At 41.0% G+C, this 22,853-nt stretch carries 18 protein-coding genes; 12 read left to right on the top strand and 6 right to left on the bottom strand.

Annotated features, from left to right (window positions below; translation table 11 throughout):
- Nucleotides 1-3: 3 nt before the first annotated feature.
- Genes DRZ93_RS10525 through DRZ93_RS10500 form a run of 6 tightly spaced genes read left to right on the top strand, consistent with a single transcriptional unit; the run spans nucleotide 4 to nucleotide 7,030 of the window.
- Entirely contained in the window at nucleotides 4-1,155 is a 1,152-nt protein-coding gene (locus tag DRZ93_RS10525) for a LegC family aminotransferase (protein WP_113746562.1), read from the top strand.
- Complete coding sequence (locus DRZ93_RS10520; protein ID WP_113746561.1) at nucleotides 1,155-1,817, top strand: NeuD/PglB/VioB family sugar acetyltransferase; 663 nt, start codon at nucleotides 1,155-1,157, stop codon at nucleotides 1,815-1,817. Before DRZ93_RS10525 ends, DRZ93_RS10520 begins: the two co-directional genes overlap by 1 nt.
- Before the next feature lie 8 nt (nucleotides 1,818-1,825).
- Nucleotides 1,826-2,821 (top strand): N-acetylneuraminate synthase, encoded by a 996-nt coding sequence (gene neuB, locus DRZ93_RS10515; protein ID WP_113743670.1) that lies wholly within the window; start codon nucleotides 1,826-1,828, stop codon nucleotides 2,819-2,821.
- Nucleotides 2,822-2,823: 2 nt separating this feature from the next.
- The gene (gene neuC, locus DRZ93_RS10510) at nucleotides 2,824-3,957 is read left to right on the top strand and encodes a UDP-N-acetylglucosamine 2-epimerase (protein ID WP_113743671.1); all 1,134 of its coding nucleotides are present in this window, start codon (nucleotides 2,824-2,826) and stop codon (nucleotides 3,955-3,957) included.
- Between the two features lie 2 nt (nucleotides 3,958-3,959).
- Nucleotides 3,960-4,865: a Gfo/Idh/MocA family protein gene (locus DRZ93_RS10505; protein WP_113743672.1), complete on the top strand. Its 906-nt coding sequence runs from the start codon at nucleotides 3,960-3,962 to the stop codon at nucleotides 4,863-4,865.
- An 8-nt stretch (nucleotides 4,866-4,873) separates the two neighbouring features.
- A complete protein-coding gene (locus tag DRZ93_RS10500; RefSeq protein ID WP_172458194.1) occupies nucleotides 4,874-7,030 on the top strand; it encodes a motility associated factor glycosyltransferase family protein in 2,157 nt (718 codons plus the stop codon).
- A 43-nt stretch (nucleotides 7,031-7,073) separates the two neighbouring features.
- Here the strand turns inward: DRZ93_RS10500 and DRZ93_RS10495 are convergent, their stop codons facing one another.
- Both DRZ93_RS10495 and pepD read right to left on the bottom strand, forming a co-directional pair.
- A complete protein-coding gene (locus DRZ93_RS10495) occupies nucleotides 7,074-9,149 on the bottom strand; it encodes an alpha-amylase family glycosyl hydrolase (RefSeq protein ID WP_113743674.1) in 2,076 nt (691 codons plus the stop codon).
- Nucleotides 9,150-9,162: 13 nt separating this feature from the next.
- Nucleotides 9,163-10,614, bottom strand: a complete 1,452-nt coding sequence (gene pepD / locus DRZ93_RS10490; RefSeq protein ID WP_113743675.1) for a beta-Ala-His dipeptidase — start codon at nucleotides 10,612-10,614, stop codon at nucleotides 9,163-9,165.
- A 305-nt stretch (nucleotides 10,615-10,919) separates the two neighbouring features.
- Here pepD and DRZ93_RS10485 point away from each other — a divergent pair, with 305 nt between their 5' ends.
- Genes DRZ93_RS10485 through DRZ93_RS10470 form a run of 4 tightly spaced genes read left to right on the top strand, consistent with a single transcriptional unit; the run spans nucleotide 10,920 to nucleotide 13,967 of the window.
- Complete coding sequence (locus tag DRZ93_RS10485; RefSeq protein ID WP_113746559.1) at nucleotides 10,920-11,393, top strand: hypothetical protein; 474 nt, start codon at nucleotides 10,920-10,922, stop codon at nucleotides 11,391-11,393.
- An 8-nt stretch (nucleotides 11,394-11,401) separates the two neighbouring features.
- Nucleotides 11,402-12,559: an aminotransferase class I/II-fold pyridoxal phosphate-dependent enzyme gene (locus tag DRZ93_RS10480; RefSeq protein WP_113746558.1), complete on the top strand. Its 1,158-nt coding sequence runs from the start codon at nucleotides 11,402-11,404 to the stop codon at nucleotides 12,557-12,559.
- A 1-nt stretch (nucleotide 12,560) separates the two neighbouring features.
- The gene (locus tag DRZ93_RS10475; protein WP_113743678.1) at nucleotides 12,561-13,211 is read left to right on the top strand and encodes a pimeloyl-ACP methyl esterase BioG family protein; all 651 of its coding nucleotides are present in this window, start codon (nucleotides 12,561-12,563) and stop codon (nucleotides 13,209-13,211) included.
- 9 nt (nucleotides 13,212-13,220) lie between these two features.
- Nucleotides 13,221-13,967 (top strand): methyltransferase, encoded by a 747-nt coding sequence (locus DRZ93_RS10470; RefSeq protein WP_113746557.1) that lies wholly within the window; start codon nucleotides 13,221-13,223, stop codon nucleotides 13,965-13,967.
- Here the strand turns inward: DRZ93_RS10470 and DRZ93_RS10465 are convergent.
- The 4 genes from DRZ93_RS10465 to murJ form a co-directional block, all read right to left on the bottom strand.
- Nucleotides 13,957-15,306: an L-serine ammonia-lyase gene (locus tag DRZ93_RS10465; RefSeq protein WP_113746556.1), complete on the bottom strand. Its 1,350-nt coding sequence runs from the start codon at nucleotides 15,304-15,306 to the stop codon at nucleotides 13,957-13,959. The two genes, DRZ93_RS10470 and DRZ93_RS10465, sit on opposite strands and share 11 nt — an antisense overlap.
- 2 nt (nucleotides 15,307-15,308) lie before the next feature.
- Nucleotides 15,309-16,238 (bottom strand): AEC family transporter, encoded by a 930-nt coding sequence (locus DRZ93_RS10460; RefSeq protein ID WP_113743681.1) that lies wholly within the window; start codon nucleotides 16,236-16,238, stop codon nucleotides 15,309-15,311.
- Between the two features lie 59 nt (nucleotides 16,239-16,297).
- Entirely contained in the window at nucleotides 16,298-17,215 is a 918-nt protein-coding gene (gene uspE, locus DRZ93_RS10455; RefSeq protein ID WP_113743682.1) for a universal stress protein UspE, read from the bottom strand.
- Between the two features lie 108 nt (nucleotides 17,216-17,323).
- Nucleotides 17,324-18,892, bottom strand: a complete 1,569-nt coding sequence (gene murJ, locus DRZ93_RS10450; protein WP_113746555.1) for a murein biosynthesis integral membrane protein MurJ — start codon at nucleotides 18,890-18,892, stop codon at nucleotides 17,324-17,326.
- Nucleotides 18,893-20,538: 1,646 nt separating this feature from the next.
- Between murJ and ahpC the strand changes: the two genes are divergently transcribed.
- Entirely contained in the window at nucleotides 20,539-21,102 is a 564-nt protein-coding gene (ahpC, locus tag DRZ93_RS10440; RefSeq protein WP_113743688.1) for an alkyl hydroperoxide reductase subunit C, read from the top strand.
- An 87-nt stretch (nucleotides 21,103-21,189) separates the two neighbouring features.
- The gene (locus tag DRZ93_RS10435) at nucleotides 21,190-22,821 is read left to right on the top strand and encodes an FAD-dependent oxidoreductase (RefSeq protein ID WP_113746553.1); all 1,632 of its coding nucleotides are present in this window, start codon (nucleotides 21,190-21,192) and stop codon (nucleotides 22,819-22,821) included.
- Nucleotides 22,822-22,853: the final 32 nt, after the last annotated feature.

Genomic DNA, 22,853 nt, shown 5'->3' with positions numbered 1-22,853 from the left:
CTTATGCATAAATTTGCTTCACATGTTGATTTTATACGTGATCTCTACAAGGCAGGGGCAGATACAATGGTGCCTTTGCATGCTCCTGTATTTGCAGGCAATGAGAAAAAATATGTAGCAGATACTATTGATTCAACCTTTGTCTCAAGTGTGGGTGAGTATGTAAATGAATTTGAAAGAAAGCTTGAGAAAATTTTAAATGTGCCTCATGCCATTGCCTGTGTCAATGGCACCTCTGCCCTTGAAATTGCACTGCGTCTTGCTGGGGTTAAAGAGCATGATGTGGTTTTAACTCAGTCATTGACCTTTGTGGCAACTGCCAATGCCATTGCCCATATTGGGGCCTCACCTGTCTTTCTTGATGTAAGTACACAGGGCTTTGGTCTGTCGCCATATGCCCTTAGAGATTTTTTAGAGCAAAAGTGCTATCTGAAAAATAATGTGTGTTATTTAAAGTGCAATGACGCAAGGGTTGGAGCCTGTGTGCCTATGCACACATTTGGTTTTGCCTGCGATATTGAAAATATCGTAAATATCTGTAAAGACTACAATATCCCTGTGGTGGAGGATGCGGCCGAGGCTTTAGGCTCTGCCTATAAGGGCAAAGCTTTAGGCACCTTTGGTCTTTTAAGTGCTCTGTCCTTTAACGGCAATAAAATTGTTACAACTGGTGGCGGCGGGGCTATTATCACCCATGATGATACTTTGGCAAAAGAGGCTAAAAAACTGACCACTACAGCCAAGGTTGCCCATAAATACCGCTTCTATCATGATGAGGTGGCATGGAACTTTCGTCTGCCTAATATCAATGCGGCCCTGGGCTGTGCGCAGCTTGAAAAACTGTATGAGTTTCTTGTAAATAAAAGACAGACTGCCATGGCCTATAAAGAGCACTTTTGTACTGATGAGTGTCTCTTTGTCAATGAGACAGAGCCATGCCGGGCCAATTTCTGGCTGTGCGCCGTGCTGCTTGAGGGTGAAAAAGAGCGCGATGAGTTTTTAGAGTACAGCAATGACAATGGAGTTATGACCCGTCCGTGCTGGGAGGGCATGCATACACTGCCAATGTATAAAGACTGCATCAGAGATGATCTTAAAAATACTAAGGATATCTGCAGCCGCCTTGTAAATATTCCAAGCGGAGTGCGTCTGTAATGCAAAAAAAACGTGTGTTTATAGTAGGCGCAGGTGGCTTTGCCATAGAGGTTTACAACTGGTTTGTATCAAGTGCATCACACAGACAAGGCTATGAATTTGCTGGCTTTATTGATGATTATGCCACACAGAGCAGGATCATAGACAGGCTTGGTTTAAATACAGATCCTGTGTGCACACAGCTTTATACTCTTGATGAGTATAAATATAAAGATGGGGACAGACTGCTTTTGGCCATTGGCATGCCTGAGGGTAAAAAAGAGTATGTACAGGCTTTGGCACTGCCAGAGAGCGCCTATCTTACCTTTGTGCACGACAGTGCCATAGTGGGCCCCAACACTACCCTGGGAAATGGCGTGATAGTAGGACCTATGTGCATGATTGAGTCAAATATATCCATAGGCGCTTTTAGCTCATTTAATGTATATTCTTTTATAGCCCATGATGTAAAGATTGGCGCTTATTGCTCTCTTGCCCCGCGTGTAAGTGTACTTGGAGGGGCCATGGTTGGCAATGAGAGCTTTATAGGAGCAAGCGCTGTCATCAATATTAAAAGACAGGTGGGGGACAGAGCCTTTGTAGGAATGAACTCATCTGTCATACATAATGTTGCAGATGATAATAAGGTCTATGGAGTACCTGCAAGAGAGTATAAAAAATAGGATTGAGCATGTCTGATAATTCAGTAATGATTATTGCCGAGGCCGGAGTCAATCATAATGGCAGTGTTGATCTGGCTCTAAAGATGATTGATAAGGCATATGAGGCCGGAGCTGATTATATTAAATTTCAGACTTTTAAAGCATCAAGTCTTGTGTCATGTCATGCCAAAAAAGCCCGCTATCAGGTTGCCAATACCAAAAGTGATGGCACACAGCTGTCCATGCTTGAAAAGCTTGAGCTTTCCTTTGATGATTTTATAAGGCTCAAGGAGCATTGTGAAAAGGTTGGCATTGGCTTTATGTCAACGCCCTTTGATCTGGAGAGCGCCTTGTTTTTAAATGATATAGGGCTTGAGATTTTTAAAGTAGGCTCAGGGGATATTAATAATAAAATTCTTTTAGATAAAATTGCCTCTTTTAAAAAAGAGGTTATTTTATCAACAGGTATGTCAGATCTTTACGATATAGACAAAGCCATGAGTGTACTTGAGGGATGTAAGGTCTCACTTTTGCACTGTACTACAGAATATCCATGTCCCTATGAGAGTGTGAATATGCAGGCCATGCAAACATTAAAGGACAGATATGATGTAACTGTGGGCTATTCAGATCATACCAGGGGCCTTGAGATAGCTTTTATGGCTGTGGCCATGGGCGCCAGAATTATAGAAAAGCACTTTACCCTTGATAGAAATATGGAGGGTCCTGATCAGATTTCCTCGCTGCAGCCTGATGAGCTCAAAGCCATGGTCCTGGGTATAAGACATATTCAGATGGCTTTTGGTGATGGTAAAAAACATATACAACAAAGTGAGATTGAGAATATCAAGGTTGCAAGAAAATCCCTTGTAGCCTCACGTGATATAAAAAAAGGTGAGCTTTTGAGCATGAATAATATATGCGCCAAAAGACCTGGCAGCGGTATATCGCCTATGGATATAGATAAAGTGCTATTTAGTGCGGCTATACGTGATTTTAGTAAAGATGATCTTATAGAGATTTAAATATGCGTCATGATATTGTGGTATTTACAGGCAGCCGTGCTGATTTTTCACTGCTTTTGCCTTTGATTACAAGGCTTGAGAGTGAGCATAATGTAACAGTACTTGCAAGTGGCGGGCATCTGCAAAAAGAGCAGGGCTATACCATAAATACGGTAAAGGAGAGTGTGCACACTGATGTCATCAGTGCCGATATTGCACTTGATAATGATAAGGATCTGACCCATATTATCTCGCATGCCACAAGAGTGTACGGCGATATTCTCTCAACGCTCAAATGCACTTTATTTATAGTTTTAGGTGACAGATATGAGGCTTTTGCAGCAGCCATTGCCGCCAATTTAAAATTTATTCCCATACTGCATCTGCATGGGGGCGAGGAGACATTAGGGGCGCAGGATAATTATTTTAGAAACTGTATAACCAAACTCTCAGCCTATCATTTTGTCTCCTGTGAGCGCTACAGACAGCGTGTCATACAGATGGGCGAGCATCCATCATGTGTGTTCAATACAGGGGCTATAGGTCTGTACAATGTGCATAATATGCAGATTTGGAGCAAAGAGCGTCTGTATCAGGAGCTTGGACTTGCTCCTGATGATAAGTTTTTTTTAATTACGCTGCATCCGGAGACTATGAGTGATAATGCAGACTATATGGTTATGCAGCTACTTGAGGCTCTGGATAATTTTAAAGATTACAGGATGATTTTTACAGCCGCCAATGCCGATACAGGAGGCGATATTATAAATGCGGCTATACAGAAAAAATGTGCAGAAGCTGACAACTGTAATTTTTTCTATTCACTGGGTATTTTGCGCTATATAAATGCCATGCGCTATGCATGTGCCATTATTGGAAATTCATCAAGTGCTCTTATTGAGGCGCCGTCTTTAAATGCCCATATTATAGATATAGGTCAAAGACAGGCAGGCAGAGTCAGAGCAGACTGTGTTATATCCTGCAAGTGCAGCAAAGAGCAGATAAAAAATGCAATAGATAGCACTCTTTTAAGGGATGATACGCTGCCTGACAATCCATATTATAAAGAGGATACAGTGGCTGCTATGTGCAGTATTATTGCCTCATTGAACACTGACAATATCATGCAGAAGGCTTTTTACGATCTTAAGGAGTAAGTATGCAAAGGGCATTGATTATAGGCTGTGGCTCTATAGGGCTTAGGCATAAAAAGGTACTTGAGAGCCTGTCTTTTAGCGTATTTTTTGTATCTATGCGTACAGACTTAAAGGATCTTGAGCCTTATATGTTCAGATCTTTAACCGAGGCTTTTTTAGATAAAAAAGGCTATAGTCTTGTCATTATTGCCAATGAGACTATAAAGCATGAAAAGAGTTTAAAAGAGCTTGAGAGCATGCACTACAGAGGTCCTGTTCTTGTAGAAAAGCCTCTTTTTGCCAGTTGCAGTCAGCCAGCTCTTGAGAGTACTGATAATATTTTTGTAGGTTACAATCTGCGTTTTCACCCCTTGGTGCAGAGAATAAAAAAGCTTATTGCCCACACCAAGGTCTATTCAGCTCAGCTGCATGTAGGTCAGTATCTGCCCACCTGGCGTGAGCGTGACTACAGATATATCTATTCATCCAAAAAATCCATGGGTGGCGGTGTGCTGCGCGATCTGTCCCATGAGCTTGATCTGGCATACTATCTTTTTGGCAATGTTAAAACCTGTGTTTCAAATATTGGCCGTTTTAGCGATCTGCAGATTGACAGCGAGGATAGTGTCGATGTGCTAAGTGTGCATGAAAAATGTGCTATGGTCAGTGTGCATCTTGATTATACGGACAATATTAAAAAGCGTTATATAAGTCTGCAGTGTGACAGGCTATCTATTGAGGCGGATTTTATCAACAATACTTTGTCAGTTGACAATATGGTTGAGCCTTTAAGACCGTGCGATACCTATACATTGCAGGATGAGGCCATAATAACACGCAGTACTGATGTGGCATGTAGCTATGCTCAGGGCCTTGAAATTATGAAATATATTCAAATGATCGAAAAAAACTGCATGGGTGGTGTCTGATGGAGCATATGAGCCCACTTACTGATAGTGTAAAAGAGCAGCTTGTAGCGTTTTTTAACACCAACATGCGCGCTTTTGAGCGTTTTTTGCCAGATATTTATAATAAGTTTAAAGACTATAGACCAAAAGGGAGTGTAAGCTTTGTACAATCAGATCTGACAGGAGAGGTCAATCTTAAACTTACAGATGGCAGTACACTTTATCCTCATGAGGTTATGAGCTTTTGCCAAAGTGAGGTGCAGAGTTTTTTAAGACGTGAGGTTAATTATTATAATTATGCACGCGAGCATGACAAATACGGTCTGTTTCATTATAAATATGATACAGAGCTATTTGACAGCACCCCATATCTGCAGAATCATCGCGGAATAATACCAGAACATAAGGGTAAACTTGCCTTTTGTGTCATGTATGGTATAGGTCTTGGCTATCATATACCTGAGCTTTTATCTAAAGTTGAGATTGCCAATTTAATTATTGCTGAGCAAAGTGAGGATCTTTTCTACAGCTCATTGTATACCATCAACTGGGCAACAGTACTTGAGTTTATCAATGAGCAGGGTATGGGCTTTAATCTTAGTATAGGCACGGATAAAAAAGATCTGCTATCTGATATACATGAATTTAGCAATAAATACGGACGCTTTTTAGTGCGCGGCTATTGTGACTATACCCATGGTACAGGGCAGCACAACAGCCTTTTGAGAGATTATATTCAGGATAATATTCTAAGAGTGCAGCTGTCCCTTGGCTATCTTGATGACAGACTCTTTGGTATCTCACATGCAGCCCATGTTTTAAGCAGGCCATGCAGGCTTTTAAAAAGAGTGGAGACAGGGCAGAGCATAGACTATCCTGTATTTATTATAGGCTCTGGCCCTTCACTGGATAAAGATCTTGATTTTATAGCAAAAAATCAGGATAGAGTTATAATTTTTGCCTGTGGTTCAGCCATTGAGATTTTATACAGACGTGGTATTGTACCTGACTTTTTTGTAACCACTGAGCGCACCTATGAGCTTTCAGTGCCACTTGGCATGTTTGACACAGATTTTTTACAAAAGGTTAGTCTCATATCATCTGAGGTGGTACATCCAGCTATTACGGCACTGTTTAAAGAACATATTATCTGTCTTAAAAATGATGAGTCCATCTACTATCTTTTACTGCAGGACAGAAAATATGATGATCTTATCTATGCCTGGGAGAGACTGCATCTTATCAATCCTCTGGTGGCCAACTGTGCCTTAAGTGCTACCTTGGCCCTTGGCTTTAAGGATATATATCTTTTTGGTGTTGACAATGGTGTCGGCAGCTGCGCCTATGAGAATACGCACGCTAAAAGCTCAGGTCTTTATGCTCTTAATTTAAAGAAAAAGGATGGAAGTGCGGCCGATGCCACAGCCGATCTTGATCTTAAACTTGAGGGTAATTTTGGCTCACAAGTAAAAAGCAATGCTCTTTTTGTACAAAGCGCGTGCAATATGAGAATACTTATGGAGCATTATATTAAAAAGCAGCAGAGGGATTTTTGTGTCTACAACTGCTCAGATGGTCTTAAGATAGATGGCACACAGCCTCTGCACAGTGCAGATCTTAAGCTGCAAAGCGCTATGGATAAGGCTTTGATTAAAAAGGCACTGCTTGAGCACACCTTTGTCTATAACATTACACATGATGAAATAAAGGCGCTTGTTGATAATGCGCGCTTTGCGCAGATTACAGACAGCATCACATCTTTGCTTATGACTGATAAGTGCAGCATAAATGAGGTTATAAGATGCATGCAGGATATATCCTACTATCTGTATCAGATGTTAAATACCAAGGAGTGTTTTTATGCAGCCATGATTGAAGGCTCGATACAGATCTTTTTTGTACAGGCGCAGTATCTGCTCTACACTATAGAAGATGAATCTTTAGCCCTTTTGCAGGCTAAAAAGGTCTTTTTATATCTAAGTTATCTTCTAGAGGATGCCAAGACGCTTTTAACCTATCTGCCAGATTATATACAGCATGAGCATCTTGCCCTTATAGATAACACCATAGGCTTTGAGCATGAGCACTCACATCCAATCTATAACTTTAAAGAATATAATATCTTTACTAAAGATGTGATAAAAAGGCTTGAGCAGGGTAAAATCTCATTTTGTAAAAGATACTGACAGATATAAAAACGGCAGAGTGTAGACTCTGCCGCATTTATTATTAAAGAGGGTTGATATCAAAGGAGTTGTTGACTACAACTGTGGTTCTTGCAGGCAGGGTCAGGGTTTTACCCTCTGTAAGCTCCTTGATAAAGGATTGTGCAAACTCCTGAGTATTCTTATTAAAGCCATAGGAGCTGACAGTAAGTTTTTCTCTTGAGAGCAGCTCATACAGAGCCTCAAGACCCTCACCATGATCGGTACGTCTTACATTGCGGCCTGACAGAGGAATAAGCAGGGTCTCACCGCTGTCCTCACCTTCATCATTATTGATGCTGTCTGTTGGCAGATACATTGATACAAGCAGAGGGAAGAGAATTGAGCCCTGTTCAATTTTAACATTCTGTCTTGAGGCATTAGTCAGTACTATGGCAAACCTGTCAGTATAAATACGCATATAGCCAAAGTAGGCACCGCCTGCACAGATGAAGATTAAACTGCCGTTGGTCAGAGCAGGATTGGAGCGGCGCATAGCGGCAAGCTCTGCCAGGGTATTCTGCACAGAGCTGCAGTGGGCACTTACTGTATGATTTTTCATGGCAAGATATGGCAGTGGTGCCTTAGGGCCGAGCTTATAACTTGCTATGGCATCGCCAAGCTCACTGCCCTGATACACGCAAGGAATACCGCGCCAGGTATAAAGTACGGCAAGGGCTGCAGCATAGAGATATTTATCATGACCTATGATGTCATAAAAACGTGGCAGATCATAATTATCAAGCTGATTGAAAAGATGCAGTTTAACCTGCTGAGCCATACCTACAGCATAGTTTTCGCAGGCGCGGCGCAGATCCTCTCCTGTATAAGGCACAGGCTCGCCCAAAAGATTGACGCCGCCAAAAAATGATCTTACAGGGCTTAAAAAGCCTGTATAGTTGATTGAACCATCAACGCTGTCATCAATATTCAGGGCATAGCGGGCATCGCCTACAAACTGACCTATAAGCAGTGCGTCACTGTTGGTCTGACGGGCTGCCATACACAGCTGTGTCAGGCGTCGGACATTGTGTTTGGCCACACCGTCATCGCCTATCTGTGAGGCTGCATCTAAAACCCAGCCATCAATGCCATAAGGCATACGCAGCCATTTGCGCACTACAGAATTGTCGCCATCGTACATGGCATAACGTACAGCCTTGGAGCGATAGTCAAGCTCAGGCTTTGTCGGATCCTGCTTGTAGTAGGCAATATTTTCATCGCTCTCATCATTTATGGTATAGAACTGACGGTAAGGCGAGTCATCATGATGTAAAGCTCCTTTGCCTGTACGCTCCTGACGGTCAAACCATGGGTGAATATCACCTGTGTGATTAAAGGTTCCATGCAGCAGAATACGCATATCCTGCTCTTTGGTGCTTAATCTTAATCTTTTAAGGGCACCGTTGCCGCCAAAGTGGCTGTCAATGACATCATAATCTTCTGTATCAAATTTATAAGTGGACGGGGCTTTGAACACGGGAGCCAGATAGATGCCGTCAAAGCCCATTTCCTTAAGATATGGCAGCATGGAGCCTACACCGTCAAGGCAGCCTCCTGTGTGCAGTTCATCCATATTTTTAAACTCAAAGACATCACTGTGTACAGGAGCATCGGCGCCATAGCGGTCAGCATCAACCATAAAGTATTCTTTAGTTGAGGCAAAGCGATCTGGCAGAATCTGATAGCAGATAAGATTGCGTGCCCAGGCAGGTGAGGTTTCATTGAGGTTGAAGGCAAAGCAGTGCTGCAAAAGCGGTGTCTCACGGGACATGCCAAGTGAGCTGTACCAGACAACATCGCAGATCTGCGATGCAGGATTTAAAAGTGAAATTTTAAAACTGTAGCGCTGCAGATTAAAGCCAGTATCCACAGGAAGGGGAGCACTGAAACGGTGTATACCTGATCTTGAACCTGTATAGTGCATTTTAACAGCCACAGGCTCACGCTGCGGAAAGGCAACAAGATGGCAGATCAGGCGTGACGGTTTTGCTCCGCGCACAAATAGTATGGTCTCTTTTGGATCCTTGAATGGAGCAGAGCTTGAATGAAAGCACTGAAAAGGCAGATTGCCTCTTGGTGATGATGTATTCTGGCGCATACAGTTTTTTCCTCTATATAGTGTTGAGGGTCTTTAAAACAGTCTGATAAATGCTGTTGACATCAGCAATCTTCACTTTCTCCTGAGGAGTGTGGGCTCCTATGACCAGTGCTCCTATGGAGACAAGCTGCAATGAGTCACTGGCCTTTTGGGCAAACATGGCACACTCAAGACCTGCAGCCATAACTGTCACCTTCAAAGGGCAGGAGGTTACTTCCATGAAATTAGCTTTAAGGCTGTCAATAAGAGCGTTTTTGTCAGGTGAGAGCCAGCAGGCGTGGCGGTTGTCAACGCTAAAGTCCACATTGTCATACTGTGAGCATATACCGTCAATGCGGGCAATGATGGCATCTAATGAGTCATCATTTAATGAGCGGCACATACAGTAGATTGAGACCTTGTCATCATAGCACTGTACAATACCAAGATTGTTTGAAGTCTCGGTAACAGAGCTGTCAACTGAGCTCATGCGCAGGGCGCCAAGAGGCAGTGACAGAATAAGGCTTAAAAGTGACAGGCTGTCTGTATAAGATAGTGCTGTGACAGATGAGCTTTGAGTTTCACAGCACTCAAGTGTCATATCAGGATCTGTATCTTTATAAATTCTCTGATAGCGCTCAAAGGCAAGTGAGGCACCTTTGACAAAGGCATCGGCACTTTCCTGCGGCACCAGAACTTTAATGCTGGCGCGTGATGATATGGCATTGCGCAGACGGCCAGAGGAGAAATCCTGAATGAAAAAGTCAAAATCGTCACTTAAATCATTAAGTACAGCTGCCATGGTGCAGGCGGCATTGGCTCTGCCTCTGTGAATATCGGCACCTGAATGACCGCCTTTAAAGCCGCTGGCATTGAGCTTTATGGCACGGCAGTTGTCGGCCTCGATTTTCTGTACATTAAAATCAAGAATAATATCGGCAGAGCCCTGACAGCCTACATACAGATTATAGGTTTCCTCAGAATCAAGATTTATAAGGTAGTCACCCTCAAGATATTTTTTGTCTATATATGTAGCGCCCTTCATCGTGGTTTCCTCCTCCACGGTGAAGATGGCACGCAAAGGGCCGCATTTTAGATCAGGATTTTCAAGTAAAGCCAGAGCTGTGGCTACACCTATGCCGTCATCGGCACCTAATGTGGTATTGTCGGCTCTGACAAAATCACCGTCTATTATGGTTTTAATCTTGTCTTTGACAAAGTCATGGTCACTGCCCTGTGAAGCTAGCGGCACCATGTCCATATGTGACTGCAGAATGATAGTGCCTTTGTTTTCACAGCCAGGAGCGGCCTTTTTTTCAATGATTACATTGCCAAGCTCATCTTGCTCACAATCAAGATTATTTTCTTTTGCAAAGTTTTTAATATACTCTGCCACCTGCGCCTCATGTCCTGACGGATGAGGAATATTGCAGATATTTTCAAAGTGTTTCCATAAATTCTGTGGCTGTAAGCTTTCAAGTGCCATAATCTGTCCTGTTGTATATACATCTGCCAGATGGCGGCAGTTAGGTTTAAAATCTTTATAAACTGTAACAGTAAATTAAAGGGATAGGATTTAATTATACAAAAAAAATCATAGCTTTATTTTAGAGTACAGACTTTTTTGTATGACAAAATATTGTAAAAATGCTGTGCTTTTCAAAGTATTAACAAAAATAATTTCTAAAAATGTCATATATACACTTTAATTGAAATAAATAGGATAATATAGAGAAAAGAATAAAAAGGATAATATAGAGCATAAACTGTAATATAAAGGACTTAGATTATATGTTTGCACTGCCAAGACTGCGCCATCTTGTTATAAAATCTGCAATGGTGCTGTTTGTTGTATTTTCTATAAACGGCTGTACTCCGGCTATTGATGACTATGCCGGTACATGGGTTGGCCTTGATGAGAGAAATCCAGAACACTCAAGTGTCTATGAATATCAGATAGCAGAGGCAGGTGACAATCAGCTGTCTGTGCGTGTTATAAAAAAATCCTATGAGTATTCACAGACATCAAATGTCTATGTCTGGACTGAGAGTGCTCCTAAATACTTCCCGGCTCTGTATTCTCCAAGCGAAGGCGGTGCCATATCCACACCTTTTGGTATTTTAAAGTATGATGTGGCTACAGGTGGTCTTGACTATAACAATATTCGCTTTGTCAAAAAAGCCAAGAATACTGAGCTTAAGCTTAAGTATGTAGCAAGAAAACATATTTCAGACAGTAAACCTGAAGCCAATTTTGTAGATTAGAAATCACAATGTCCCTTTATCAGAGAATGCAGGAGCAGCTTGATAAAAAAAGACATGACTCCTGCTTTCGTTTTTTAAGAAGCAGCAGACAGACAGACTGCTATATCAGCACAGATAACAGACAGTATATCAATCTAAGCTCAAATGACTATCTTGGCATTGGCCATGATAAGGCTCTGGTGCGTGACTTTATAGACAGTAGCAGATCTGAATCTGACTTTTATTTTTCATCATCATCCTCACGCCTTTTGACAGGCAGCTATATGTGCTTTGAGGAATTTGAGCAATACATTGGCAGTCTGTATAACAAAAAGGCTTTGTATTTTAATTCAGGCTTTGATGCAAACAGCGGCGTACTGCAGACCCTTGGTTCTGCAGATACTTTAATTCTTGCTGATAAAAAGTCCCATGCCTCTATTATTGACGGTATGGCCTTAAGCTCTGGCAAAACATTGCGCTTTAAACACAATGATGTGGAGCATCTTAAAGCTCTTATTGAAAGATACAAAGATGAGTATGAGAGTATCATTATTGTCACAGAAGCACTCTTTAGCATGGATGGCGATATAGCTCCGCTTGAAAAAATAGCTGCGCTCAAGGATGTGTATGACAATATTTACATCTATGTGGATGAGGCCCATTCCTTTTTTGTATACGGGCAGGGACTTGGCCTGTGTTATGAAAAGAAGGTTCTCTCAAAGATAGATTTTGTGCTAGTCACCTTAGGCAAGGGTTTTGGCTCGGCAGGAGCTGTGCTTATGTGCAGCGATGTTTGCAAAGATTATCTGATTAATACCATGCGCCCTTTTATCTTTACCACAGCACTGCCGCCTGTCAATATTCTTTATTCACTCTTTATACTAAAAAAATCTGATATATTTGCCAAAAGACGTGACAGACTTGCACAGATAAGCACATATATACGCTCTGTAATACACTCAAAGGGTTTAAATTGCCCGTCTGACAGTCATATAATACCTATTATTTTAGGCAGCAATGACAATGCCATAAAGGCAGCGAGTCTGTTTGAGGAGCATGGCTTTTTAGCCATGCCGGTTAGGCATCCTACAGTGCCTGTGGGGCAGGCCCGTCTGCGTCTGTCTTTATGCTCTTTTTTAAGTGATGATGACATTGAAAAGCTGTCCACTCTGATTTTAAGGCTTTAGTATGCAGCAGAAATTTATTTATAAGGGTAAAAGCAAAACCCTTATTGTCTTTTTTTCAGGCTTTGCGCAGTCAGACAATCTGCTAGATGGCATAGAGTGCAGTCATGATCTGCTTTATGTCTATGACTATTCAAATTTTTCCTATGATTTTTCCTGTTTTGAAAATTACAGCAAAATAGAGTGCATAGGCTGGTCCTTAGGCGTCTTTGTAGGAGCCTGTCTTTTATCCACCTGCAACAAGGTCAATTTTCATGCAGCCATCAATGGCTCGGTTAAGGCCATAGATGAAAGCGAGGGTATAAGTCCTGCTATGTATATGGCTACAGCTGATAATCTTGGCGGTAAAAGCTTTGATAAATTTCTTATGCGCATCTGTGGCGGTCTTAAAGCCTATGAGAGCTATAAACAGTACAGATGCACACGCACTGATGAGCAGTTAAGAGCAGAGCTTTTGTGCATTAAAAAACTCTATGAGAGCACTGATATTCAAAGTCTTTTAAAGATTCATTTTGACAAGGCTTATATAGGACTTAAAGATAGAATTTTTGCCCCAGACAATCTGCTTGCTCACTTTAAAGACCGCTCTTTAATCATACAAAGTGATAGTGCCCATTATGACAGAGAGCTCTTTGAGCTGTCTTTAAAGCTCTAGAGACTCTTTATGAGTGCATCTCGTGTAAAAAAGAGCTTTGATAAAGCCTCTGCAAGCTATCATGACTATGCCCATGTGCAAAAGGATATGGCAGAGTATCTTGTCTCTATGCTGCCTTTAAAAACAAGAGATCTTATCCTTGAGGCAGGTTGCGGTACTGGCAATCTTACAGAGCTTTTAATTAAAAATAGCATAGGCGCAGATCTTGTTATAAACGATATCTCACCTGCCATGCTGCAAAAATGTCAGGAGCTTATAGCCCCCCTTGCCGATAAAAAGGCTCTGGCATATGCCGGGGATTTTATGGATTTAAAAGGCTCTGCCACCTATGATCTTGTCATAAGCAATGCTATGCTGCAGTGGTGTCAGGATTTAAAAGGAGCTCTATTACATTTAAAGTCTCTTATAAAGGATCATGGCGAGCTTGCCTTTTCAAGTTTTGGACCACAGAATTTTAAAGAAATTAAAAGCCTTTTAGATATAGGTCTTGACTATAAAGGGCAGGATGAAATCTGCGCCATACTTGAGAGTCTTGGTTTTAAATGCATCTTTAAAGAGCGTGTGATTAAAGAGTATTTTGCAGGCAGTCATGAGCTTTTATCCTATATAAAACATACAGGTGTAGGCGCATTAAATGACAAACCTCTGTCATTTAAAGAATTAAGAAATTTTATGTCCTGCTATGACAGAGATTTTAAAGAAGGTGATAAGGTCTATATCACCTGGCATCAGTATTTTATCTACGCTACTTTATAATACAGGCCAGGCCGCCAAGTGCGGTCTCCTTGTACTTATAGCTCATATCGCGCCCTGTTTTATACATGGTGTCTATAATCTCATCTAATTTAACCTTCTGCGCCTCATCTCCTGACAGGGCAATACGTGCTGCTGATATGGCCTTGATGGCTCCAAAGGCATTGCGCTCTATGCAGGGGATCTGCACCAGGCCATAGACAGGATCGCAGGTAAGACCTAGATGATGCTCCATGGCAATTTCAGCTGCATTGCAGGCTTTAATGGCACTGCCGCCAAGCACAGTGGTCATAGCGCCTGCTGCCATGGAGCTTGCAGAACCAATCTCTGCCTGACAGCCTGCCTCTGCCCCTGAAATACTGGCATTTTGCCTGTAGAGCGAGCCTATTAACATGGCTGTAAGCAAAAAGTCTGAAGCTTTGCAGTCATCAAAATCAGGCAGTGAGTTTTTAAGATAGAGCATGGTGGCAGGAATAACAGCACAGGCTCCGTTGGTAGGCGCTGTAACCACACGCGCTCCTGAGGCATTTTCCTCAGCTATGGCAATGGCATAGAGTGATATGTTGTCAATAATGGACAGAGGATCATCTGAGGTTAAAAGATTGCGTGCAAGGGCAGGCGCTCTTCTTTTTAAATGCAGTGGACCTGGCAGAAATTCTTTTTTGGTGTTGACACCGCACTGATAAATCTCCTGCATTACATGCCAGATCTTCTTTAGATAACCTGTAATATACTCATGACTGTTAAACTGCAGTTCGTATTTTAATGACAAAGAGGCAAGATTGAGATTATGCTGTGTGCACAGTTTAATGGCATCTTTGGCACTTTTTATATAAAAGATGTCAGAGCTGGTGGTATCAGGGTCAAGATCAGAAACCATTTCATCAGCTCTTTTGATAAAGCCACCGCCTATTGAAAAATAGGTCATATCACAGACTATCTGTCCTTTTTTATCAAAGGCGTGAAAGGACAGAGCATTTTCATGTTCTTTTTTAAACTCTTTGGAAAAAACTATATCCAGTATAGGGTTGAAGGTTATTTTTTTACGTCCACACAGTAACAGCACTCTTTGTTCTCTGGCAAGAGATAAAGAGTGTTTCTGCTGCTCCTCAGTTATACTTTCGCACTCAAGATTACAAAGCCCCCAGATCACAGCACTGTCAGTTAAATGCCCTCTGCCTGTTAATGACAGTGAGCCGTATAAAATAATCTCAATGCGCTCAATGCTCTCAAGCTTAGGCTCAATTCTGCTGCAAAAATCCCTGGCACTGAGCATAGGTCCGAGGGTATGTGATGATGAAGGGCCTATGCCTATTTTAAAAATATCAAGATTAGATAACATAATCAGGCTAAAAGAAATGGTATTAGTGTATTAAATGCAATCATAATGCACAAGGATACCATTATACACAAGGTATTAAGATTGGCGCTATCTTCTGCATACTCAGGTACTGCCTTGATAGTTAAGATAGGAGCAACTGATGGCACGGGAGCTGCAAGTATGACCATGATGACAATGCGCACGGAGGCATCAAGCGGCAGTAAAAACCATACGGCAAGGGTAAGTACAAAGCAGGTTGAATAGCGTAAAAGCAGCATGTAGGCCAGCTTTTTAACCTGCTCAAGTCTTATTCTGAAGCTGATGGCAATACCCACCACCATCATACATAAAAAGGTGTTGGATCCGCTGAGTGTTTTATAGGTATGCAGTAGAGTTTCAGGCCAGGTTAAACTGCAGGCTGCCATAAATATGGCTACTATATAGGAGTAAAAGGGCAGTGATTTTGACATCTCTTTTAAGATGGCCTTTAGTGTAATGGTACTGTCATTGCTTGCACCCTTGTTAAAGAACAGGGCTAAAGAGTAGGCGCCACCGAAGACAAAGAGCGCATTTATAATGTCAAACATACAGATGACCATAAAATCGCGAGAGCTTAGCGCTCCTGCCATAAATGGAATAACAAAGTTACCTATATTAAAGCCCGTAAGATTGATCATGGTAAAGATACGCATCTTGGCGCTTCTTTGCGTAAAATAGCCTACACATAAAAGAATTATATTGATACAAAGAGATATAAGCAAAATGGAGGTTAATGACAGATCAAGCTTAATACCATTGGTTGAGACAAGAATGGTACAGGGCAGCGTTATGTACATGACTACATACGACATACGCTTGGCCACATCAAGAGATAAAAGACGAATTCTTTTTAGAAAATAGCTAAGAAAAATAATAAAGAGTATGGTAAAGGCGTTAGAGAGCGCTGCGCTCATAAAATTACCTCGCTGCAAAAATCTAGTTCGCAAGGTAATTTTACTACAAAAATGTGATCTTAAGCAGATTTATGTAAAGTTTTTTGATTTAAAACTATAAGATCTGCATCAATATAATCAACTATTTCCTCACATGTATTGCCAATAAGAGCGGCTGACACTCCCTGACGTCCGGCAGAGCCTATAAATACAGTCTTGGCATTTAACTGCTTGCACAAATTTGGAATGACATCATATGGCATACCCTCTGCAATATGGCAGTTTTCAAGCGGTATATTGTGCTGTCTGGCAAAGTCCTCAAGACGTCTTTTATGTTCTTTTAATACATTTTCTGTATAGACCTCAGGAGCATAGTTTGGCACTTCAAGCATAATGGTTGGCATCAGCACCGGAGCTGAGTTGACAAGATGTATGGTGCCTCCTGTTATGGTTGAGAGCAACTGTGCCTCACGTAGCAGAATGATATTGGTTAGCTTCTTGCTTGAGGTTGTAAAATCAAGGGCTACAACAATATTGCCGCCATCGCTCCAGGAGTGCTCCTTGGCAATAATTACAGGCAGTGGAGAGTTGCGCAGTACGTACCAGTCAATTGGGGTAAAGATGATGGAGTCTAAAATACCGTGATTGTTGGCGCCTTTGATTAAAAGATCATATTTATTGTCCATCATTTCCTTGACAATGCCCTGACCTATATCTTTGGCAAAGATTACCTTAGGCTCTATATTGACATTATCTTTAGCATAAGGAGCAATGATCTTCTCTAAATTATGTATATGCACATCCTGCACATCCTCTTTGGTCTTGCTCTCTTTATTCTTGTTTAGAATATGCAGATCATAGGAGAAGTCATATACGAGGCGTAAGGCTGTGATCTTTACTTGCGGATTATAGCGGGCAAATTCAATAGCTCGGCTCAATGCCACCTGTCTTTCTCTTTTTGGCTCAATCACAACTAAGAGATTTATATATTTTTTCATGAATGCCACCTAAAAAAATGATTTATATACATATATCTTAGTACTAAATAAAAAAAATTAAAGATATATCATTAAGATATCGTGTACCGAACCTCATTTTTTAAACTTCTATCTTTTTATATCTTTGATTTTAATTCCCAAAAGCAAGGCACTGACGGTAAAAACAAAGGCGCCTGAGACAATAAAGGCTGCAAGATATAAACATGAGTGCAGTGAACTCATATTGACCCATGTGGCAAAATCAGGGCTGAAATAGCGCACGCAAAACCCCATGACAAGAGCTGCAACAAGGGCCTTTAAAATAAAGAGCAGTGTGGTTTTTGATACTGTATAAATACCTTTTTTATAGAGCATATATAAAAGCAGTATGGCATTGACATAGGCTGCAAGTGCTGTTGACAGGGCAAGGCCTATATAGGCAAGAGGCCAGATTAAAATCAGATTGAACACAATGTTGGAAAAGATGGAGGCTAAAGAGCATTTAACAGGTGTTCTTGTATCCTGAATGGCGGCAAAGCCCTGAACAAGCACACGCACGAGCATAATGGCGCACAGACCTGATACAGATGCCAGCAGGGAATAGGATGAAAGCAGCACATGTTCGTGATTGAAGGCACCGCGCATGAAAAGCACACGCAGTATTGGCTCGCGCAGCACAATAATTCCAACAGCAGATGGTATGCCAAGCAGCAGCACAAGCCTTACTCCCCAGTCAAGGGTTGAGGCATAATGAGCTTTTTGTGTGACAAAATCTATGCGTGAGAGCGATGGCAGAATAACAGTTGAAATAGCAACTGCAAAAATACCTATTGGAAATTCAAGCAATCTGTCTGAATAGTACAGATAGGATATGGAGCCGGTGGCTAAAAATGAAGCCAGAATTGTGTTGACTAGAAGATTGAGCTGACTTGCTGATACTCCAAGTAAAGCTGGCAGCATTAAAAATCTTATGCGCTCTACCCCCTCATGTCTCCAGCCCCAGCGAGGCAGCACAAAAAGCTTTAGTTTTATGATAAAAGGTACATGAAATAAAAACTGCAGGACACCGCCTGTGACCATGGCATAGGCAAGAATAGTGTTTGGATCATAAGCACTATAGTGTGGTGCAATGAAATAGGCAGCAGCAATCAATGACAGATTTAAAATACATGGAGTTATTGCCGGTACTAAAAATGAATTATAAACATTAAGTATAGAGCTGTATAAAGCTGTAAGAGTTATAAAAAACAGATAGGGAAATGTAATTTCAAGCAGATCCGAGGCCTGTGTGAATTTATAGCCATCTGCACCGCCCTGCACATAATCCTGATACCAGCCATAACCAAAAAGAGCTGTGACCACAGGCGAGAGTATCATACCGGCAGCACATATGATAAAGACAATGGCGCCAAGCGTACCCATGGTCTTGGCTATAAGCACTCTTAGATCATCAAAGTTCTGATCCTTTTTGGTTTTGGTCATGACAGGAACAAAGGCCTGAGCAAAGGCACCTTCGGCAAAAAGGCGTCTGAAGAAATTTGGAATACGGTTGGCAAAGAAAAATATATCGGCACTAAGACTCGCGCCTAGCAGTGAGGCAATGGCCATATCTCTTATCATGCCTAAAATACGTGAGACAAAGGTGGCCATGGCAGTAATCATGCCTGATCTTAAAAGTGAACTTTTGTTGCGTGGCATAGCTGTATATCGATATTACTAAAAATGAAAGCTATTTTACCAAAAAAGACAGCCTATACAGTGCACCAGTTTTTTATTAAAAAAGCTCATTTTTATAAAAATAAAAGGAATCCAACAGCTTTACAACACTTATCCAACAATATTTGTATTTTCAGAAATGAAAGTTTTACTAAATGTAATGATATTTTGTGGCATTATTATCAAACCTCGAAAAATCAATATGTTAGATTTGTGGGATTTTTGTGATATTTCTTTTTGAAAAAGATATAATTAATAAAAGTCAATGCCAAAAAGGTCATTGTAGTAATTGTTGTGTTTAGCTAACTTTTAATTATAAGTTACTGATAATTTGTAAGTTTACAAAGTCAAGTAAAATGTTTTATTTGTTTTCCCACAAGCTCAAAAGCGCTGTATTATCGTAATATCCCACAGATTTAACACAAAACCACATGTTTTCCCACATTTGATTTTTATTAAATAAAAATTTTACAGTTGACTATTTATAATTTTTCAATTCTGAAAGTAAAATATGGGCGTTTTACTGTAGATTTTAGGAGCTAAAAGTAGGCTTTGAATAAAAATTATTCTTTTATTCAGTATGTTAGTAAAGTCAAGCTATGAAAAATAAATTTTAAAGATTCGTATGGCTGTGGGAAAATTACACACAGTCTGATGTCTAATTGTAGTGCATGCTGTGAGAATTTTTTTTTACAAAAATTTTTAAGCTGTGTGATTTTTGCAGGTCAGCAAGGGGAAGTTATGATGCGTATAATTTGTAGGTGCACCTTAAAGGATTTAAAGTTACGTAAAATCAGTAGTTTACCGTATAAAATTTGAATGTTATCACTAACATTGAGTTAATGATACAAAAGTGTATGTAAATGCACTTAGTGCTTTAAGTTTTTTAAAATGCCGTTATCATGGGCTTTGCGAAAACATGGTTGTAACATATTGATATTAAATATTAAAATTAAATTCAAGTTTTTGCTTATTTTAAATCCCACAGGTCGTCGAGCGCTTATAAATCTGTATTCCCCACAGATATCGACAAAATCCACATGTTTTCCCACAAATATTTTCAAAAAATTTTTAGCTTTACAGTTAATGGCAAATGTGATCACATTGTCGGCAGCTTATAAGTGCTCATAGATACACTGTCTTTAACAAACTGACTTTTATATAAAATGTTTTTGGCAGGCGGCTGTATATGATAAGTAAGGAAAAACGTTATTTTTATATAATCCTTTTGTATACAGGGGCGTTTGCATCGAAGATACAGTGCAGAATAAACGCTTTTGATAGCCATCTCAAAGCCCAGATTAAAAGTAGAATTTATAAAAATGCATTTTTTAAAATATTGGCTGTAAAAGAGCTTGGAGTCCTACTTCAAACTTTAGGATAATATATATAAATATGAGCATAAATTACTGAAAATAAAGTTAAATATATAAAATTTAAGTGTCTGCAGGGCATTGCCAGAAGCGTCGGTGGCCTTGTTAAACTGACAAGAGCGTATTTAATAATTTTTTGCATTAGAAAAGCTTTTGCAAAAGGTTTAAAAATTCTTAAAAAACACATTTTTGGGTTTATAATGCATTCAACAGTGTTAAACATACAGAATTAATTTACTAAACGGAGATATAAATATGTCATTAATCAATAAAGAAGTTGCTGATTTTACAGTTCAGGCCTATCAGAACGATGCCTTCCACGAGGTTTCAAAGAAGGACATTCTTGGCAAGTGGTCAGTATTCTTCTTCTACCCAGCTGACTTCACCTTCATCTGCCCAACTGAGCTTAAGGACTTATCAGAGAAGTACGAAGAGTTCAAGAAGATTGGTTGTGAGATCTACTCAGTATCAACCGATACTCACTTTGTTCACAAGGCATGGCACGATGCTTCAGACACCATCAAGGCAATTCAGTACCCAATGCTTGCTGACGCCGCCCACCGTCTGTCACGTGATTTCCAGGTTCTTATTGAGAATGACGGCATTGCCGAGCGTGGTACCTTCGTTGTTAACCCAGAGGGCAAGATTGTTGCCTATGAGGTTGTAGCTGGTAACGTTGGCCGTAATGCTGAGGAGTTACTCCGTCGCGTAGAGGCTCTGCAGTTCGTTGCCGAGCACGGTGATCAGGTTTGCCCAGCCAAGTGGAAGCCAGGTGCAGCCACCCTCAAGCCAGGTCTTGATCTGGTAGGTAAGCTCTAATCTATCTTACTAAAATAGATTACACATAAGTTTTATGCAGCCCTGCCATTAAAAGCAGGGCTGTTTTAATTTATAGAAGGGAAAACAATGGCTGATAACAATATTTATGATGCAATTATTGTAGGCGGCGGCCCTGCAGGTTTAACCGCTGCTATCTATCTGGCACGTGCAAGATACAGAGTGCTGGTACTTGAAAAGGACAGATTTGGCGGACAGATTACCATTACCCATGAGGTGGTAAATTATCCTGGCATTGAGAGCACAAGCGGTGAGGCTCTGACTGAGACCATGCGTGTGCAGGCTGCAAATTTCGGCGCTGAATTTATGCTCGCTGAGGTCAAGGGCATAGAGGCCAATGACACCATTAAAACAGTAAGTACTTCAAAGGGTGATTTTAAAGCCTTTGCTCTGCTTATTGCCACAGGCGCCAATCCAAGACATATTGGCTTTGAGGGGGAGAGCGAGTTCAGAGGCCGAGGTGTGGCCTACTGTGCCACCTGTGACGGTGAGTTTTTTACAGGCAAGGAGCTTTTGGTCATCGGCGGTGGTTATGCATCAGCTGAAGAGGCTATGTTTTTAACCCGTTATGCCAGCAAGGTGACAATTTTAGTGCGCAAGGATGCCTTCTCATGCGCCAAGTCCATTGCCGATGAGGTTATGGCCCATCCTAAGATTGAGGTTAAATTCAATCATGAGTTAAAGAGCATTGAAGGTACTGATATGGGTATTGTCAAAGCTCATATCTATGATAATAAAAATGACACAAGCTTTGAGTACACAGCCTCAAACCAGGATACCTTCGGTGTCTTTGTCTTTGCAGGCTATGTGCCAAATACCTCTCTTGTAAAAGATATAGTAGCATTGGATGAGAGTGGCTATATCATTACCGACTCTGACATGCAGACCAATGTCAAAGGGGTCTTTGCAGCAGGTGATGTTTGCATTAAAGGACTGCGTCAGGTAGTAACTGCCACAGCTGACGGAGCTCTTGCTGCCTGTGCCATGGAGAAGGTGGCTGCAGCTGCCCATGAAAGCACCGGTATTATTCCTGTTGTGCCAAATGCCACAAGAAAGGCTCCACAGGAGAGTGTTTCAGCTAAGGCCTCAGCCTCTGCAACTACTGATGGCTCCTTTGTTACAGAGGATATGATCCCTCAGCTTAATGCCGTATTTGAAAGAATGGAGAGTGCAATAACTCTTGAGGTCTGCTCTGACGGCTCTGACAAGGGCAGCGAACTTTTATCTGCCATGAATGAAATTGCAGCACTAAGTGACAAGATAACTGTTACACAGGGTTCATGTGATGATATGCCTGCAGTGCGCCTTGTAAAAAATGGACAGTTTACAGGTTTATCCTTCCATGGCGTGCCAGGCGGTCATGAGTTTACCTCATTTATATTAGGTCTGTACAATGCATCAGGTCCTGGTCAGGCAGTTGATGATGCTGACATGCAGCGCATTAAATCAATTGCAGCACCTACAAAAATACAGGTCCTGATCTCCCTGTCTTGCACCATGTGTCCTGATCTTGTGGTGGCAGCTCAGAGAATTGCCTCACTTAATGACAATGTGACAACAGAGGTTTATGATTTAAATCTCTTCCCGGCGCTAAGAGACAAATATAAAGTTATGTCTGTGCCATGTCTTGTGGTAAATGAAGAGCACATAAGCTTTGGCAGAAAGAATATGTCAGAGCTTTTGGATATCATTTTAAAATAAGATAAAAAGCAAAAAAACCAGAGCAAAGCTCT

It is taken from the genome of Anaerobiospirillum thomasii (genome assembly GCF_900445255.1).
Lineage (GTDB): Bacteria > Pseudomonadota > Gammaproteobacteria > Enterobacterales > Succinivibrionaceae > Anaerobiospirillum_A > Anaerobiospirillum_A thomasii.
Note: the sequence above shows the minus strand (reverse complement) of the source record. Positions and strands in the feature narration are given on the sequence as shown.